The 15,008-nt window shown below is 39.3% G+C and carries 11 protein-coding genes, 1 pseudogene and 1 riboswitch; of the genes and pseudogenes, 3 read left to right on the plus strand and 9 right to left on the minus strand.

Annotation, left to right across the window (positions count from 1 at the left end):
* Nucleotides 1–53: 53 nt before the first annotated feature.
* A riboswitch (glycine riboswitch) is annotated at nucleotides 54–158 on the minus strand.
* 186 nt (nucleotides 159–344) lie between these two features.
* Nucleotides 345–2,069 carry a DEAD/DEAH box helicase gene (locus VJ09_RS04640; RefSeq protein ID WP_044640454.1) on the plus strand — a complete coding sequence of 575 codons (1,725 nt, stop codon included), beginning with the start codon at nucleotides 345–347 and terminating at the stop codon, nucleotides 2,067–2,069.
* Nucleotides 2,050–2,889, plus strand: a complete 840-nt coding sequence (locus VJ09_RS04645) for a YqhG family protein (protein ID WP_044640455.1) — start codon at nucleotides 2,050–2,052, stop codon at nucleotides 2,887–2,889. The genes VJ09_RS04640 and VJ09_RS04645 overlap by 20 nt, the downstream gene beginning before the upstream one ends.
* A 92-nt stretch (nucleotides 2,890–2,981) precedes the next feature.
* Here VJ09_RS04645 and VJ09_RS04650 read toward each other — a convergent pair whose 3' ends face one another.
* The 8 genes from VJ09_RS04650 to VJ09_RS04685 all read right to left on the minus strand — a co-directional run bounded on the left by VJ09_RS04650 (nucleotide 2,982) and on the right by VJ09_RS04685 (nucleotide 12,573).
* Nucleotides 2,982–3,443: a hypothetical protein gene (locus VJ09_RS04650; protein ID WP_044640456.1), complete on the minus strand. Its 462-nt coding sequence runs from the start codon at nucleotides 3,441–3,443 to the stop codon at nucleotides 2,982–2,984.
* Between the two features lie 389 nt (nucleotides 3,444–3,832).
* Complete coding sequence (locus VJ09_RS17465; protein WP_052807218.1) at nucleotides 3,833–5,632, minus strand: protein kinase domain-containing protein; 1,800 nt, start codon at nucleotides 5,630–5,632, stop codon at nucleotides 3,833–3,835.
* A gap of 60 nt (nucleotides 5,633–5,692) precedes the next feature.
* Nucleotides 5,693–7,444: a protein kinase domain-containing protein gene (locus tag VJ09_RS17470; RefSeq protein ID WP_052807219.1), complete on the minus strand. Its 1,752-nt coding sequence runs from the start codon at nucleotides 7,442–7,444 to the stop codon at nucleotides 5,693–5,695.
* A gap of 392 nt (nucleotides 7,445–7,836) precedes the next feature.
* Nucleotides 7,837–8,586, minus strand: a complete 750-nt coding sequence (locus VJ09_RS04665) for an amino acid ABC transporter ATP-binding protein (protein ID WP_044640457.1) — start codon at nucleotides 8,584–8,586, stop codon at nucleotides 7,837–7,839.
* Between the two features lie 15 nt (nucleotides 8,587–8,601).
* Entirely contained in the window at nucleotides 8,602–9,291 is a 690-nt protein-coding gene (locus tag VJ09_RS04670) for an amino acid ABC transporter permease (RefSeq protein ID WP_044640458.1), read from the minus strand.
* 108 nt (nucleotides 9,292–9,399) lie between these two features.
* A complete protein-coding gene (locus VJ09_RS04675; protein WP_044640459.1) occupies nucleotides 9,400–10,032 on the minus strand; it encodes a cyclase family protein in 633 nt (210 codons plus the stop codon).
* Nucleotides 10,029–11,573 (minus strand): glucose-6-phosphate dehydrogenase, encoded by a 1,545-nt coding sequence (gene zwf, locus VJ09_RS04680; RefSeq protein ID WP_082050407.1) that lies wholly within the window; start codon nucleotides 11,571–11,573, stop codon nucleotides 10,029–10,031. Before zwf ends, VJ09_RS04675 begins: the two co-directional genes overlap by 4 nt.
* A 205-nt stretch (nucleotides 11,574–11,778) precedes the next feature.
* Complete coding sequence (locus tag VJ09_RS04685; RefSeq protein WP_044640460.1) at nucleotides 11,779–12,573, minus strand: transporter substrate-binding domain-containing protein; 795 nt, start codon at nucleotides 12,571–12,573, stop codon at nucleotides 11,779–11,781.
* Between the two features lie 195 nt (nucleotides 12,574–12,768).
* Between VJ09_RS04685 and VJ09_RS17985 the strand changes: the two are divergent.
* A pseudogene (locus VJ09_RS17985) lies at nucleotides 12,769–12,948 on the plus strand (L-asparaginase 1); the annotation flags it as partial.
* 123 nt (nucleotides 12,949–13,071) lie between these two features.
* Here VJ09_RS17985 and VJ09_RS04690 read toward each other — a convergent pair.
* Nucleotides 13,072–14,811 (minus strand): ABC transporter ATP-binding protein, encoded by a 1,740-nt coding sequence (locus VJ09_RS04690; protein ID WP_044640461.1) that lies wholly within the window; start codon nucleotides 14,809–14,811, stop codon nucleotides 13,072–13,074.
* Nucleotides 14,812–15,008: the final 197 nt, after the last annotated feature.

The raw sequence follows: 15,008 nt of genomic DNA on the forward strand, positions 1-15,008 counted from the left end.
CCCGAGAGTTTCCTTCCCCTTGGGTGGCTCATCATGAGCACTCTCCAGAGTTGCGTCCAGCGAGAGTCCTTTTGCCTGAGAGATTCACGATTTATCGCTTTCCCCTTCGGCGCTTGGTAATTGTTCTTTTTAAACCAAGTCTCTCCACTCGCCTTCATCCGCCGAACAATATGTAATTTCTATGGTCTATTATGCCATAAAAACCGATCATTTTTAAACAATAAATCATATAATGTACGTTTTTATCGCTTGAATTCTTTTCCAGCATTTGTTCCATACTAAGAGCGACTATTTTTCTAATGTACATAATCACAACAGAATTCCAATAAGAAGGGATGCTGTCAATGCAATCGTTACCGGTTCGATTTGATCGCACTTGGTACCAAGATTTTCAGACTTGTTTAGAGCAAGATCAAGGGTGGTCTGATTGGAATCGCTTTCAATTAGCTCTTGATGCAGCGAAAGCAGAGCTCATTCCCTCGTTTGATACCATCTTCAGTTTACAACAAATTTACGGTTTTGACCCACTTCCTCATCAAATTGATGTGGTAAAGCGTGTTTTGCATGAGATGCATGGTCGAGCAATTTTAGCAGATGAGGTAGGACTGGGGAAAACGATTGAAGCTGGTCTGATCTTAAAAGAGTATATGCTTCGTGGGCTTGTCAAAAAAGCGTTGATCTTGGTCCCCTCATCTCTCGTTCTCCAATGGACCAGAGAACTCAATGCCAAATTTCAGATCAGCGCAGTCGCACAGAAGAAAGAATGGATGTGGGATAAGTACGATGTTATCGTCGCTTCGATGGATACAGCCAAACGTGATCCCCATCGCGAGTTTGTCTTGAAGCAACACTATGATCTCTTAATTGTAGATGAAGCACATAAGCTCAAGAATCGCCGCACAAAAAATTGGCAATTCATTAATGAGATGCAAAAGAAGTATTGTCTACTGCTAACCGCCACACCAGTACAAAATGAGTTAGAAGAGCTTTATAACCTAGTAACCCTTTTAAAACCCGGACAGTTAGGACAGGAAACTCAGTTTAACAAAGACTTCGTTAAAAGCAAACGAAAAGCCAAAAACGAAGAGCAACTCCGTGAGGAAATCCAACGTGTCCTGATCCGAAATCGACGACGCGATAGCAATCTTCATCTGACAGAGAGAATTGTACAAACGATTCCAATCGAGCTCACAGATGAAGAGCGGGCTCTATACGAAGGAGTCACCTCTTTTGTACGAGAAAGCTATCAAACAGGGCAAGGTGATCTTAAAAGTATGCTCTCGCTCTTAGTTCTACAAAAAGAGGTATGTAGTAGTCGAGATGCCGTTTTCCATACTCTGTTCAAAATCGTAAAAAAAGCAGAGGAAGGGAAAGAGTCTCTCTCTCCAGAGGTAACCCATATCATTGAGTTACTTCGAAGGGTGACAACTTCCTCCAAAGTCGTCAAAGCAGTAGAGTTGGTAGAAGAAATTGGAGATAAGGTCATCATCTTTACAGAATATCGAGCAACTCAGGATATGTTGATCCGAGCCCTTGCACAACGAGGAATCTATGCAGTCCCATACCGTGGTGGATTTAACCGCAATAAGAAAGATTGGATGATGGAGCTTTTCCAAAAACGAGCACAGGTGATGGTCGCTACAGAGGCAGGAGGAGAAGGGATTAACCTTCAGTTCTGCCATCACGTCATCAATTTCGATATGCCCTGGAACCCTATGCGGGTGGAGCAACGAATCGGGCGGGTTCATCGATTAGGTCAGATGCATGACGTTCATATCTACAATTTTGCTACATCTGGTACCATCGAGGAACATATCATTTGGCTATTACACGAGAAAATTCAACTATTCCATTCCGTAATCGGAGAACTAGAGACCATCTTAGAAAATCTGGAGCAAGAAGAAGCTTTCGAACAAAGTATGTTACGGCTCAGTCTGGAGACACAAAGCGATCAAGAATTTAAAAAAAGCCTTGACACATTAAGCGAAAGGTTCTACCAATCTAAGCAACAAATATTGACCAAACAAGAGCAACAGGATGTGCTTCTTTATGGATCAAACTCAAATTAGAGAATTTACCGAGCGTTTTTTGGAGCATCATCAATGCAAGGTGGTGGAGACAGCTCCTACCCATCTCGTAACCCAACTATCCATCGATGTAGATAAAGATTTACTCAATCGGCCATTCTACTGGATGTATGTTGAGAAAATGGGAACTACTCCCCAACCTGCACAGCTATGTTTTATTTTTGACGCAGACAATCGTCCAACAGAATTAAGCGGGGAATACCTCTTTTTTGGTGCTCCTCGCTTTAAAATGATGCTTCGTTCTGCTCAAAAACACGGTCGCTTCGTCCGTCTATATCAAGAAACTCATCTTCGCCCTAGATATGGGAATTCTCTTCCCTATGTCCCATGGTTCGCTGTCAATTTTAAGGTTTCATACATTAGTGATCAGAAAAAAGACACCATCCATCAACTGGGGATCAATTTACAATCTGGGGAAATTCGTGAAAACTTCACGGAGGAACTATCTTCACTTCAATGGACCCACAAACTCCCCACCGGTCGCCATCTTCTTCCAGAGAAAATGAATGGAGCGGAAGCACTTAGTGAGCTAGAATATTATTTAGATGACTTGCTCAAACAAGAAGATCACACATGGGCGGAAGAAGCACACAAAAGATATATCGACGAGATGAAACAACTTGAGGCCTATTTTCCTGAGAAAAAAGAGTTAGCGGAAGAACAAGTAAAAAATAAAGAAGCACGAAAACGAGAGATTATCCGACAATACCATCCTCGGGTCGAAGTGGAAGTAATCAATGCAGGTTATTTCTATCGGGATCTGGAGGTGTCAAAGTGGATGCAACAACAAGGAAAAAGGTAATCTAAAGAAAAGCTGTCTACAGTGTAGAATCAACTGTTAGACAGCTTTTTTTATCATACATTTTGGTGTCTTTCCTTAAGGATAGTTCATTCCTAATAAAGAGTCATTCCACATGCAGGACAATCATCATTAAAATAGGAGGACGAACAAAGCGGACACTCATAATCAGGAGCGAGTTCCTCTATTAAATCATTTAATATTTTCTCGATCTTTGATTCCAATACATCCAAAATAATAAAACGACCATCAGGTAACGCACCCGCATAGCGTTTACGATATAGTTTCATCTTGTTTTTTGTACTACGTTTTCTATCTTCAGTAAATTCTGCAAGAGCTTCAAAAGGAAGATGGTACTCTATGTCATTTAGCCAGTTCAATTTGTGTAATGCTTGGTCATATTCTTTTTTGTTCTTATATATTTTATAAGCTTTATTCATAATGAATTGGATCAGTTTATTTAATTCTTCATAGTTCTTGGACGGAAATTTTTTATTAAAATAATTATAAATCAACTTTTCTTCATTGCTTTGTAAAACGAGATTTACATTCATCATATGATCTCCCTCCTACAAAATATTAATTTTTATAAATACCCCTTTTTCGATCAGTTATAATATCTGATAATTCAGTTCATTTGATATATAATCCTTTTCCTCTCTATCAACTTTTTAAACACTCATTTTGTATGTAGAGCAGTCAAAGCGGATACAACAAAAAGAAAAAAGCTGTCTACAGTATTGACACCAACTGTTTGACAGCTTTTTCAACTACTTTCTTCATAAACAATTCACAAGTTCCCATTTACTAGTCCCATATTTGAAACTTACAACCAAATGCTTGGAACAAAGCAATTGCTGTATCCATCTTATTTGGAATATATTTTTTGAGAGGCATTATGTGGACAGATGTTATACATCCAATCCACCTTGGATTTATCACCATTTTATTTTGGATAATCATACGCATCGCTTGGACTACTCAATTTAATATCCTGATAAACTGATACATTAGAACTCTCTGCTGAAGGATCATTCGCTTGTAGTTTTAGCATTCGTTGAATCCGAATTACTTTACCATCCTCATCAAATGTAAGGCGGATTTGATAGAGGCCATTCTCAAACTCATTTTGAGGTCGGCTACTTCCAATAAATTTAGATTTGTCTTCTAAACTGATCGTTCCCCAAATTTTACCCAAATCTTTGATTGTCAGTTCGGCTACCTGATACTCAGTTTCGGAATACACACTGTTATAAGAAGCAAATGCAGTATTTGCTTGTTGGAACTGCTTTAAAATATCTAAATAAAGATCACGTTCCGAAAGCTTATCTTGATAAGCTCCTTCCATTTTGAAACAATCGCTTGGGTTCCATTTCTGATGTGATGCACCCACTTCATAACAAGAAGAGTTATTACGATAGATTGTATGATGCCCATCTATATTTCGAGATTGATCTTTCATATAATAGTGCTCATTATCTAAATAACTAAGTATATAGTTCTCTTCTTTTACAAGCTTATCAATTCCTTCAAAATTGGAGCGTAGTTCCGTTTGAATTTCTGATTTACGATTATCCCCATCGGTTATCGCTTTGTTCACATACCCAGTTACCCAACTAACATTTCTAGTCGGACTATTCTGTTTTTCCGAAAAAAAGCCGGTTAACTCAAAGTTGACCCCATCCGATTCGGCAGTAGTTGGCAATAGAAGATTAGCTAGTCCCACAATACTCAGAACAATCAACGCTGCGTTGAGTAGCTTTTTTTTGATGTTGCGCTTCTTTTTTATCTCCATTTCCGCAATAGGAGATGGTGTAAGAGAACTCTGACTCGGACGACTCTGAGAAAGAGATGGATCTGGATTTAAGACATTCGGGATATTGGTATGGCTAGTTTGATATAACAGCGGAGAGCTACTACCTGTATACTGTTGCAAAACCTGTTCTATCTCTTGAATCATTTCATATGCACTTTGGTAACGCTTTTCAGGCTGCTTCTCTAACGCTCTATATAAAATATGTGTTAATGCGTCTGGTATATCTGTTCGGTATATACGTGGATCAGGCAAGGGAGATTGTAGATGCTGGATTGCAATCGCAACAGCCTCTTCACCATCAAATGGGACTCTCCCCGTTAACATTTCATATAACAGAATCCCAATCGAATATAAATCAGACGAGAAAACAGCTTGCACTCCTCGTGCCTGTTCAGGAGAAAAATAGCGAACCGTTCCCATAACATTTCCAGTTTTCGTTAGGCCTTCTGTAGATGTTAACACTTTCGCAATCCCAAAATCCCCTAATTTCCATACACCTGATTGATTACGCAAGATGTTTTGTGGTTTGAGGTCTCGGTGAATAATTCCACTCTGGTGTGCCTTTGCCAGTCCAAACAGCACTTGTTTTATAATTTCGAGGGAATCTCGAATGGGAAGAGTCCCATAATACTGAATCCAATCCTTAAGTGTTCCACCTTCTAAAAGTTCCATTACCATGTAGTGCGAATCTTCTTCCACTCCTACATCGTAAACCTGCATAATATTAGGATGATCTAATTTAGCGGTAGCTTTTGCTTCACGAATAAAACGGTCAATAAGATCGTAATCTGTAAAAAAGGAAGGGTTCATCACTTTAATGGCAACAGCACGCTCCAGACTCTGATCCATCGCCCGGAATACTGCCGCCATTCCTCCCTTACCTATTTGTTGTTCTAATTGGTAGCGACCTACAAGTACTTTTCCTTGCACGACCGTACACCGATCCTTTCTAGATAAGATGAGGAAGCCGCTTCTAAAAGGAAACGGCCATTATTTTGAAATGGTCATAGTTTGTTCTACCATAACATTTGGTCGACCGTATGAATCATTTTCTAATTTAAGGATTCGCTGGATTTTAGTAAGTTTTTTATTAGAGTTATAGGTTAGTTGAATTTCATATATTCCATTCTTATATGTAATATCACCTTTTAACCAATTCTTCTCTTCCCACTCATCTAATTGATCCAGAATCAAATCTGTAGAGGATATTTTATAATGTAGTATATATCCTTTATCATCGCTTTTATAGAGTGTAACTGAATCTTTATCCTCAATCATACCGTCGAGCAGTGTCTTTTCCATGCCTACAATTCGTTCCATCTCTGAAATATTAGAATCATCACAGTCAATTGTTTGAAAATTGCTGTTGTTATCCCCTTTGGAGCATTGATTCTCTTGTCTTGAAAAAGCTGTATTGGTATTGGTGTTGAGTACTTCATAGTCTTTCGTACCTCTTATCCTAACATCATAACTGTGTTCGGTACTACCAACTAATTCGGTAAGATTTCCTTCTGATTTCGTTGTTTTCGCTTTATATAATTCCTTTAATAATTTATCTCTACTTGATTCTGCTTGAACCGCTCCGGATGGCTTTGTTAAACCTTCTAAATCAAACTCTTCGCCAGTAGAATTCGTAGGAGTCGAATCATCACTCTGGTACCAGAAAAATCCCCCTACAAGTGCAAGCACGATCACTAGAAACGTGATCCCTTTCTTACTCTTTTTTGGCTCTGAACCATGATTCCATTCTCCTGGTGTTTGATTTGAATCATGCAGGACTGGCTCTACCTGTTCTGTAGAGGATATGACAGGCGTTTGCAGGGTATTTTGCATTCGCGTCTGAAATTTGCGTGAAGCCGTACGATCAACTGGTGGCAATGATTCTTGTGTAGACAACACCGTAGTAACTGCAGGGATTGATGGTTGTCCATTAATAGCTTGTAGATCTTGAATCATTTCTTCTGCTGACTGATAGCGACGATCCAATGTTTTTTCCAATGCACGAAAAAGGACATGACAAATAGCTTCCGGTAAATCGGGTCGAATCGCCCTTGGATCGGGTACCGGGGCTTGCAAATGTTTAATTGCTATTGCAATCCCTTCATCTGCATCAAAAGGAAGGTAACCAGTCAGCATTTCATATAGCATAATACCGACTGAATAGAGATCCGATCCATACGAAACTGCTTCTCCACGTGCTTGTTCTGGAGAGAAGTAGTGTACAGTCCCCATCATCATCCCAGTCTTGGTCAGCTTAGTGGATGCTGATTCCATATGTGCAATCCCAAAATCAGCTAATTTCCAATGATTTTGCTTACTGCGTAAAATATTTTGTGGTTTAATGTCTCGATGAATTACTCCTACTTGATGCGCTTCTCCAAGTCCACGTAAAATCTCTACTGTAATGCGAATCGCTTCTGGCACTGATAAGGGTGCTTGGGCTTGAATAAGATCTTTCAATGTAGATCCTTCCAATAACTCCATCACCATGTAATAATCCGAACCTTCTTGCCCCATATCAAATACTTGAATAATATTCGGATGTTGCAGTTTCGCGGTAGCTCGTGCTTCCCGGAAAAAACGGTCCACAAACTCATGATCTGGCATATCGTTCTGATTGATAAATTTGATCGCAACAAGCCGATCCAATGTAGTATCTAGGGCCTGGTAAACAGTGCCCATACCACCTCGTCCTATCACTTCTTGTAACGCATAACGTCCCATCATCAGTTGTTGTTGCAAAGTACCACCTACCTGGTTGCCACCCGATGGGCAATTTTCGTTAAGTTCTATTCTATAACGTTTTGAGACTTTCTGGGTAAAAAAATAGCAACAATCTCATTAGACAAAAAACGTTCTTATTTATACGTAGATATATGAATTTCCTGCCAAATATCCTATAACATAAAACAACGAACATCTTTGTTTAAGATGTTCGTTGTTTTATCATCATACGATTATCGACAAATTAGTCCATTATAGCAGGTTTAGAGAAACCGCAATTTGGATGAGAAGATCTAAATTTAACATATCAACACCTCCTAATAATTGGTTACTACATCGATTTATATTCACCAAAATTTCTTAAATTCCTTTTTTTGGAATAAAAAAAATTTGAAACTTTAATTCGTCCATTAAACGTGCACAGATTGGAATCGCTCTAAAAATTGTTTTGTTCGACTCTGTTGTGGATTTTCCATCACTTGTTTTGCAGGCCCTTCCTCTATGACCCTACCTTCATCCATAAAAACGATTCGATCAGCTACCTCTTTGGCAAACGACATCTCATGCGTAACGATCAGCATCGTCTGTTGTTCTTGAGCTAATTCCTTAATAGTTCTTAGTACCTCCCCGATCAACTCTGGGTCTAAAGCGGAAGTAGGCTCATCTAACAACAACAAATCAGGCTTTACCGCCAAAGCTCGAGCGATCGCCACACGCTGTTGTTGTCCCCCTGATAACTGCGAGGGATAAGCATCTTTTTTCTCGGCAAGTCCTACCTTTTCGAGCAGTTCTAGTGCTGTTTTACGGGCTTCTCCTTTTGATTTTTTTTGAACGATCATCATTGCCTCCATCACATTCTGTAAAGTGGTCTGATGAGGAAAGAGATGAAAGTTTTGAAAAACCATTGCAGTCTTGGCTCGGAGGACACGTTTTTCGGTCTCTCGAACAGGCGTATTACCAAATAACAGCTTCATATCTTCTGTCTCGATCTCCCCACCAGTCGGCTCTTCTAGTAAGTTTAGGCAGCGGAGAAACGTCGATTTCCCACTTCCACTTGGCCCAATAATCGCAACTACTTCCCCTTTGTGAATGTAAAGATCCACACCACGTAGAACATGTAGCTTACCAAATGATTTCTCTAAGTTCTCTATTTTTAACATGAAAAAGCTCCTCCCTTACGTAAGATAACGACTGTAACGCTTTTCCAATCGATTCTGTAGGAGATTAAGTAAGGTACAAACAATCCAAAAATAGAGAGCTACTACCAAATAAACGGTCATATAGTCAAACTCTCTTCCTCCAATAATCTTCGCTTGATATAACATCTCTGGTACAGTTATGACTGACAATAACGACGTATCCTTCACCAATCCCAAAAAAGTATTCGCCAGTGAAGGCAAAGCAACTCTTATTGCCTGAGGAATAATAATACGCCTCATCGTCTGAACATAATTCATATTCAACGATATCGCCGCTTCCCATTGTCCTTTTGGAATTGCTAATAGCGCACCACGAATCGTTTCTGCAGAATATCCTCCCACATTAAGAGAAAGTCCCAAGATACCTGCAAAAACAGGGGTCAGTGTAATCCCAATGACTGGTAAGCCAAAATAAAGAATAAATAATTGCACTAATAGAGGCGTACCACGAATGATGGAGATATAGGTCTTGGCGATCCCTCGAAACAAAACGTTTTGCGACATTCTGGCTGCAGCGGTCATCATTCCTAGAATCAACCCAATTACCATAGCTACCAAGCTAATCCAAATCGTCAACCCCAGACCTTGTAAAATGACTGGTGCCGATTTCCAAGCTAAATCCAAGTCAATTAAGTTCTCCCATCGAATGGATCGAAGATAATCCATATCGCTCACCTCAAATATACTAACTATACATAACTAACTTACTTATCATAATTGGGTAAAAAAAGACTACTATCGTTTCAAACAGACGATAGTAGTCTCCCAAAAAACTTACGAAACTGAAACTCCATCCAAAAGTAACACACGTGCAGGAGCAGCTTCTGTCTCCATTAATTTAATTGGAGCTGCCACCATAAAGTAGGTGCCTTCAGGTACTTCTTGCAAGCGTAAACCTTCGATAATCACTATGTCCGAATGAAATAAAGTTTTGTGAGTAGGATGCCCAGCTTGGGAACGTTCAATGCCTAACCCATCGATTCCTACACCCCGAACTCCTTTTTCCGCTAGATATTTGGCTCCATCTTCTTTTAAAAAGATGAATTCAAAATCAAACTCATCCGATGTAGAGTTACGAGTTTTGAGTAACAAAAACTCTCCAGCTTGTACGTTGAACTTCTCTAAATCAGCGGCGGTTACTCCATCTTCCACATGAGACAGATCCAAAACGCGTGCTTCCCCTACCAATGTCTCCAAAGGAAGAACTTCCATTGTTCCTCCTTCTGGTAACATATGGAGCGGAGAATCAACATGGGTACCAGTATGAACATCTAGATCAATACGAGACTCTCGTGCAGGAGATGTGTCAAAATCTTGTACTACTGAAATCTTTGGTTTTTTGCTCTCTTTGTTTTTGTAGACTTGCATGCCTTCATGAATCGTCATGGAGATATCATAAATTTTCATTTGACAATGCCTTCTTTCTCTTTTTCATGATCGTATATCGCTTTAAGTTGCATCTCTAGATCACCGACTGCCCACCAATGATCTTCTTGTGATGCCAAGAGTTGATCTGCCGCCACTGGTCCCCAACTCCCACTTGGATAGCTTGAGAGTGAAACAATATTTTCTTGGAACGCTTCATAAATTGGGTCGGTAATCTCCCAAGCATGGGAAACTTCATCCTGATGAGTAAAAAACGTCCGATCTCCTACTATCGCATCTTGAATCAAGGATTCATATGCCTCTGGAATTTCATTCGATTCATCTTGATAATGAAGGGTAACCGGTTTCATCTGTTGGAAAGTTCCAGGTCGTTTCGTGTTCATAAAGAGATGAACACCTTCATTTGGGTTGATCCGAATCACTAGTAAGTTAGGCCCCAATCCCTTCGTATCACGAGAATAAAGATTTTGGGGTAACTCTTTAAACTGTACCACAATTTCGGTTGCCTTCATCGGCATTCTTTTTCCTGTCCGAATGTAGAAAGGAACACCTGCCCAGCGATGATTGTCTATCATAAATTTAAGTGCCACATATGTTTCGGTCGTGGAACTTTCTGGGATGTTTTTCTCTTGACGGTACGCAGGCAGAGATTTCCCCTTGATCTTGCCTTCTCCATATTGACCGCGTACTACATACTCCGCCATCTGCTCTTTTGGAACACGACGAATCGCACGTAGCACCTTTGTCTTTTCTTCATGAATCGAAGTTTCATCAAAACGGCTCGGTGGCTCCATCGCAACCATCATCAATAGCTGCAACATATGATTTTGTACCATATCCCGAAGTGCCCCTGCCTCATCGTAATAGCCAGAACGTTCCTCTACCCCAACCGTTTCACTTGCCGAGATTTGGATGTTCTCAATATATTGATGATTCCACAACGGCTCTAAAAAGGCATTGGCAAATCGGATTACTTCGATATTCTGAACCATCTCTTTCCCGAGATAATGGTCGATTCGATACGTTTCTTCTTCCGTAAACGTTTTCTTAATTTCCACATTTAACTCTTGGGCAGAGTCGTAGTTATATCCAAATGGTTTTTCAATAATTAATCGTTTCCATCCAGTCGTATTGGTCAAACCGGTTTGGTTAAGATTGGTGGCAACACGACCAAATAATTCAGGACCAACCGATAAATAAAAGAGGCGATTTGCAGGAATATCTTTTGGTTCACGATCGTTACATATGGACAAAATCTCCTGGTATGTCGCAACATCATTAATATCAGTTGAGCTATAAAAAAAGGATTCTAGAAAATGAGCAAACTTCTTTTCATCGTGAATTTTATTACGAGAAAACTCTTGAATCGAATTATGTACCGCTTCCCGAAATTGATCATTCGTACGAGGGGTGCGACTCGCTCCAATCACAGTAAATTGATCTGGTAGTAAATTGGATAAGTATAGATTATAAATGGCAGGAAATAGCTTCCGCTTTGCTAAGTCACCCGTTGCTCCAAATAAGACCAGTGTAAACGGCTCGGACTGGTTTAGAATTGACACAAGGACTCTCCTTTCACAAGCTACAATGGACTTTCTGTTGTAGTCTTTCCCCGATTTTGTCCCACCTTACATAGTAGCAAATGTAGAAAAGAATTTGGGAAATAAAATTGACATATGCAAGGTATGATTGTATCTCAAAATCCAACAACTGTATCGGTAAAAAATTAGAAGAATCCTCTGGATAAGAGGATTCTTCCTGATAACATTATGTTGAAATGTCCTCTCCAAAATATTTCTGAGAGATTTTCGCTAGTGTTCCATCTGCTCTCATACTATCTAATGCCTTATTAATCTCAGCTAACAGTTTCGGATTCCCTTTTGGAATAGGGAAAGCTGATTCGGAACGATCGATCTGTTCACCTACGGTTTTTAGTGGAAGTTTAGAGTTTTTTAGTGCTTCTGCAATCGCTAGTCGATCATTCAAAGACAAATCAACTCGTTTCGCTGCCACATCACGGAATGCACTCATCATATCTTCATAGGAGATGATCTCTGCGCCTTTTTGCACAGCCAATTGACCATAGTTACTAGTTGGAGTCTGTCCCGCTTTTTTGTTCTTGATATCTTCAATCTCTTTAATATCTTGGTTGTCTTGATGCACCACGATTTGGGCATACGAAACTGCGTATGGTTTGGAGAAGTCAAATTTTTCTTGGCGCTCTGGCTTTACTCCTACTTGGTTTGCCACCATATCAATCTTTTTGGTCTGAAGGCTAGTTAGCATCCCATCCCAAGGAATTTCTTGAAACTCTACTTTCACACCCATTCGCTTCCCAATCTCTTGAGCTACCTCCACATCATAGCCAGTCAATTGGTTTGTTTTTTCATCATGAAAAGTAAAAGGTTTATATGTTCCTTCTGTTCCTACAATCAAAGTTCCACGTTCTTTTACTTGATCGAGGAGGTCTCCTTTTGGAGTAGGAGTCTCTACAGTACAAGCAGTTGCCACCATCGAAAGTAAGAAGAGTAGGGAAATAATTAGACCTGTTTTTTTCTTCATGGAGATCCTCCTTTTATAAAACCGATTAAACCGGTTTGTTTTTAAACTTTAATAAAGTAAGTGTGTTCTTTTCCTTTCTTTTTGTCAACTATTTTCTACAATTTAAGATTTCATCATGCATAGAACAATACACCATTTATGTGATGTAATTGAATTACGGACCAAACTCAATATAAATGGAGGATAATACAATATCTATATGAAGTAGGGCAAAAAGTGGCTCAAAATAAGATTATTCTTTCTGGAGATATGAATACAAAAGCAATCGTCCCAAAATTAATGTGGGCTCTAGGAAAAACCAATGATTTAGATGAAGTCAAGAAATTGATAGAAAATCCTATTGGCAATGACATTACATTAAATAATAGTCTCTAAAAAAATCCACCCATAGAAACAAAATAATTGGTAACTTATTTTGAAAAGCCTAGGAATTCCAAAGAAAATGGAGTACCTAGGCTCAAGATTATTATTCTTAAAATATTTCCTCAGCTCTATTTTTCACACCTTTGTCACTACACCCATCTGTTTTTTATACATTTCAAAATACAATCCTTTATGATTCATCAACTCTTCATGACTTCCACACTCGACCAAGCCCCCTTGATCTATCACGAAAATTCGATCCGCTTCTCGGACGGTAGCCAAGCGGTGAGCAACAACGATAACTGTTTTTTTATGAAAGACGTGAGACAAATAAGCTTGTAATGCTGATTCGGTATTTGAATCGAGGGCTGAAGTAGGTTCATCCATGAGCAAGATAGTTGGTTTTCTTAATAATGCTCGAGCAATTGCGATTCGTTGCCTTTCTCCACCAGAAAGTTTTACTCCACGGTCTCCTACTAAAGTCTCCAATCCACTCGGCAGCTTGGGAATAAATTTTTCGATCTGTGCCACTTTCATAACTTCAGCAAGTTCTTCCTCATTATTATTTGAAGATACATAGACTAAATTATCTCGTAGCGAACGGTTCCACAAAAAGATATCCTGCGGGACAAGGGTAACTTGGCTTCGCAACTCTTGTAATTTAATATTTTCTATAGGAATCCCGTCCAATAAGATTTGACCAGATTCTGGTTGATAGAATCGCATCAGAAGATCAAGTATTGTGGATTTTCCGCTACCAGTCTCACCCACAATCCCAATAAATTCACCCGGCTCGATAGTAAAAGAGATATCTTGCAGTGTTTCTTTCTCATAATACGAAAACGTAACCTGCCGAAACTCGATTCTCCCTATTAATTTTGTATCAGGATTTACTTCCTTGTGGTCCACATTATCTTCTCGGAAATTCATCATCTCTTCATACCGCTCGATCTCCGGTTTAATACTATTTCGATCAATCCAAAAGTCAAATAGGCGATCCAATGCCCCATAAAGTTGAGGGACATAAACGACAAAGGCAAGTAATTCACCTAATGAGATTTGATCTTGAAAGATCAGCCATGCTCCATACGAATAAACAATCGCCGTTGTAAAAGAATCCGACATCGACCAGAAAATATTCCCTACAATTGTCCGTTGTTTTTCAAGCTTACGTTGTTTTTCTCTATACTTCTGGTTTACTCGTTGTAAATAAGAAACTTCAAAACGCTCTTTATGAAACATCTGTACGGTTTTCAACCCTGTAACCAATTCCGTGGTATAGGCATCGTAATCTTTGCGAACTTCACTTAATTCTCGGCTTGTATTACGGATTTTGGTCATCCATAGATAGGAGGCATAAAACATGAATGGAATCATAACAAGTGATACACTTGCCAATTCAATGTGAACATAGAAGATCACGATGGAGATACCAATGCACTTCAGTGAATTGGTTAAAATCCAAGTAGAACGATTTAAGAGAAAGTTTCCAATTTCATTACATGTTCTTGTCACTCTACCTGCTAAATCTCCTTGTTGATATCTTGTTGTAACATGTGGAGACAGCTTTAGTAGTTTTTCTACCAATTGTATACGAAGAAAGGAAACCATTTGAGCATTTACGTCGCTTCGCAAAATTCCTTCCCACGATCGAATCAGGGCGGAAAGTAAAGGGACAACCCCAATTCCCGCAATACACCAAATCATTAAATCCATGTCTTTACTTGGAATAGCATCATCGACCAGTGTTTTGATAATCCAAGGGGTAAGCAAACCAAGCCCCGTCGTGATTAAAATCAACGTTGTGCTGATCAAGATCATCTTTTTCTGTTGCAATGCTAACTGTAAAAGCTGAAGACGGTATTTTGGTTCCATAAAACCACTCCTTAGTGGATGACTGATCACAAGGAGTATAATATCATCAATTCAAAATATTGAAAGTATAGTAAATTATCCCAATTTATAGTATACTATTTATATAACAGTTATGGTGGTTGTAATTTACAGTTATTGTGCCACACGCTTGGGATTCTTGGGTAGTAATAAAAAGCTCTATAAATCTAATCTAGTCC

It is taken from the genome of Risungbinella massiliensis, from assembly GCF_000942395.1.
Classification (GTDB): domain Bacteria; phylum Bacillota; class Bacilli; order Thermoactinomycetales; family Thermoactinomycetaceae; genus Risungbinella; species Risungbinella massiliensis.

Coding starts and splice junctions, on each gene's coding strand:
- VJ09_RS04650 (WP_044640456.1), bottom strand. CDS start 3,443: ATGATGAATGTAAATCTCGTTTTACAAAGCAATGAAGAAAAGTTGATT.
- VJ09_RS04690 (WP_044640461.1), bottom strand. CDS start 14,811: ATGGAACCAAAATACCGTCTTCAGCTTTTACAGTTAGCATTGCAACAG.
- VJ09_RS04645 (WP_044640455.1), top strand. CDS start 2,050: ATGGATCAAACTCAAATTAGAGAATTTACCGAGCGTTTTTTGGAGCAT.
- VJ09_RS04640 (WP_044640454.1), top strand. CDS start 345: ATGCAATCGTTACCGGTTCGATTTGATCGCACTTGGTACCAAGATTTT.
- VJ09_RS04675 (WP_044640459.1), bottom strand. CDS start 10,032: ATGAAAATTTATGATATCTCCATGACGATTCATGAAGGCATGCAAGTC.
- VJ09_RS04665 (WP_044640457.1), bottom strand. CDS start 8,586: ATGTTAAAAATAGAGAACTTAGAGAAATCATTTGGTAAGCTACATGTT.
- VJ09_RS04670 (WP_044640458.1), bottom strand. CDS start 9,291: ATGGATTATCTTCGATCCATTCGATGGGAGAACTTAATTGACTTGGAT.
- VJ09_RS04685 (WP_044640460.1), bottom strand. CDS start 12,573: ATGAAGAAAAAAACAGGTCTAATTATTTCCCTACTCTTCTTACTTTCG.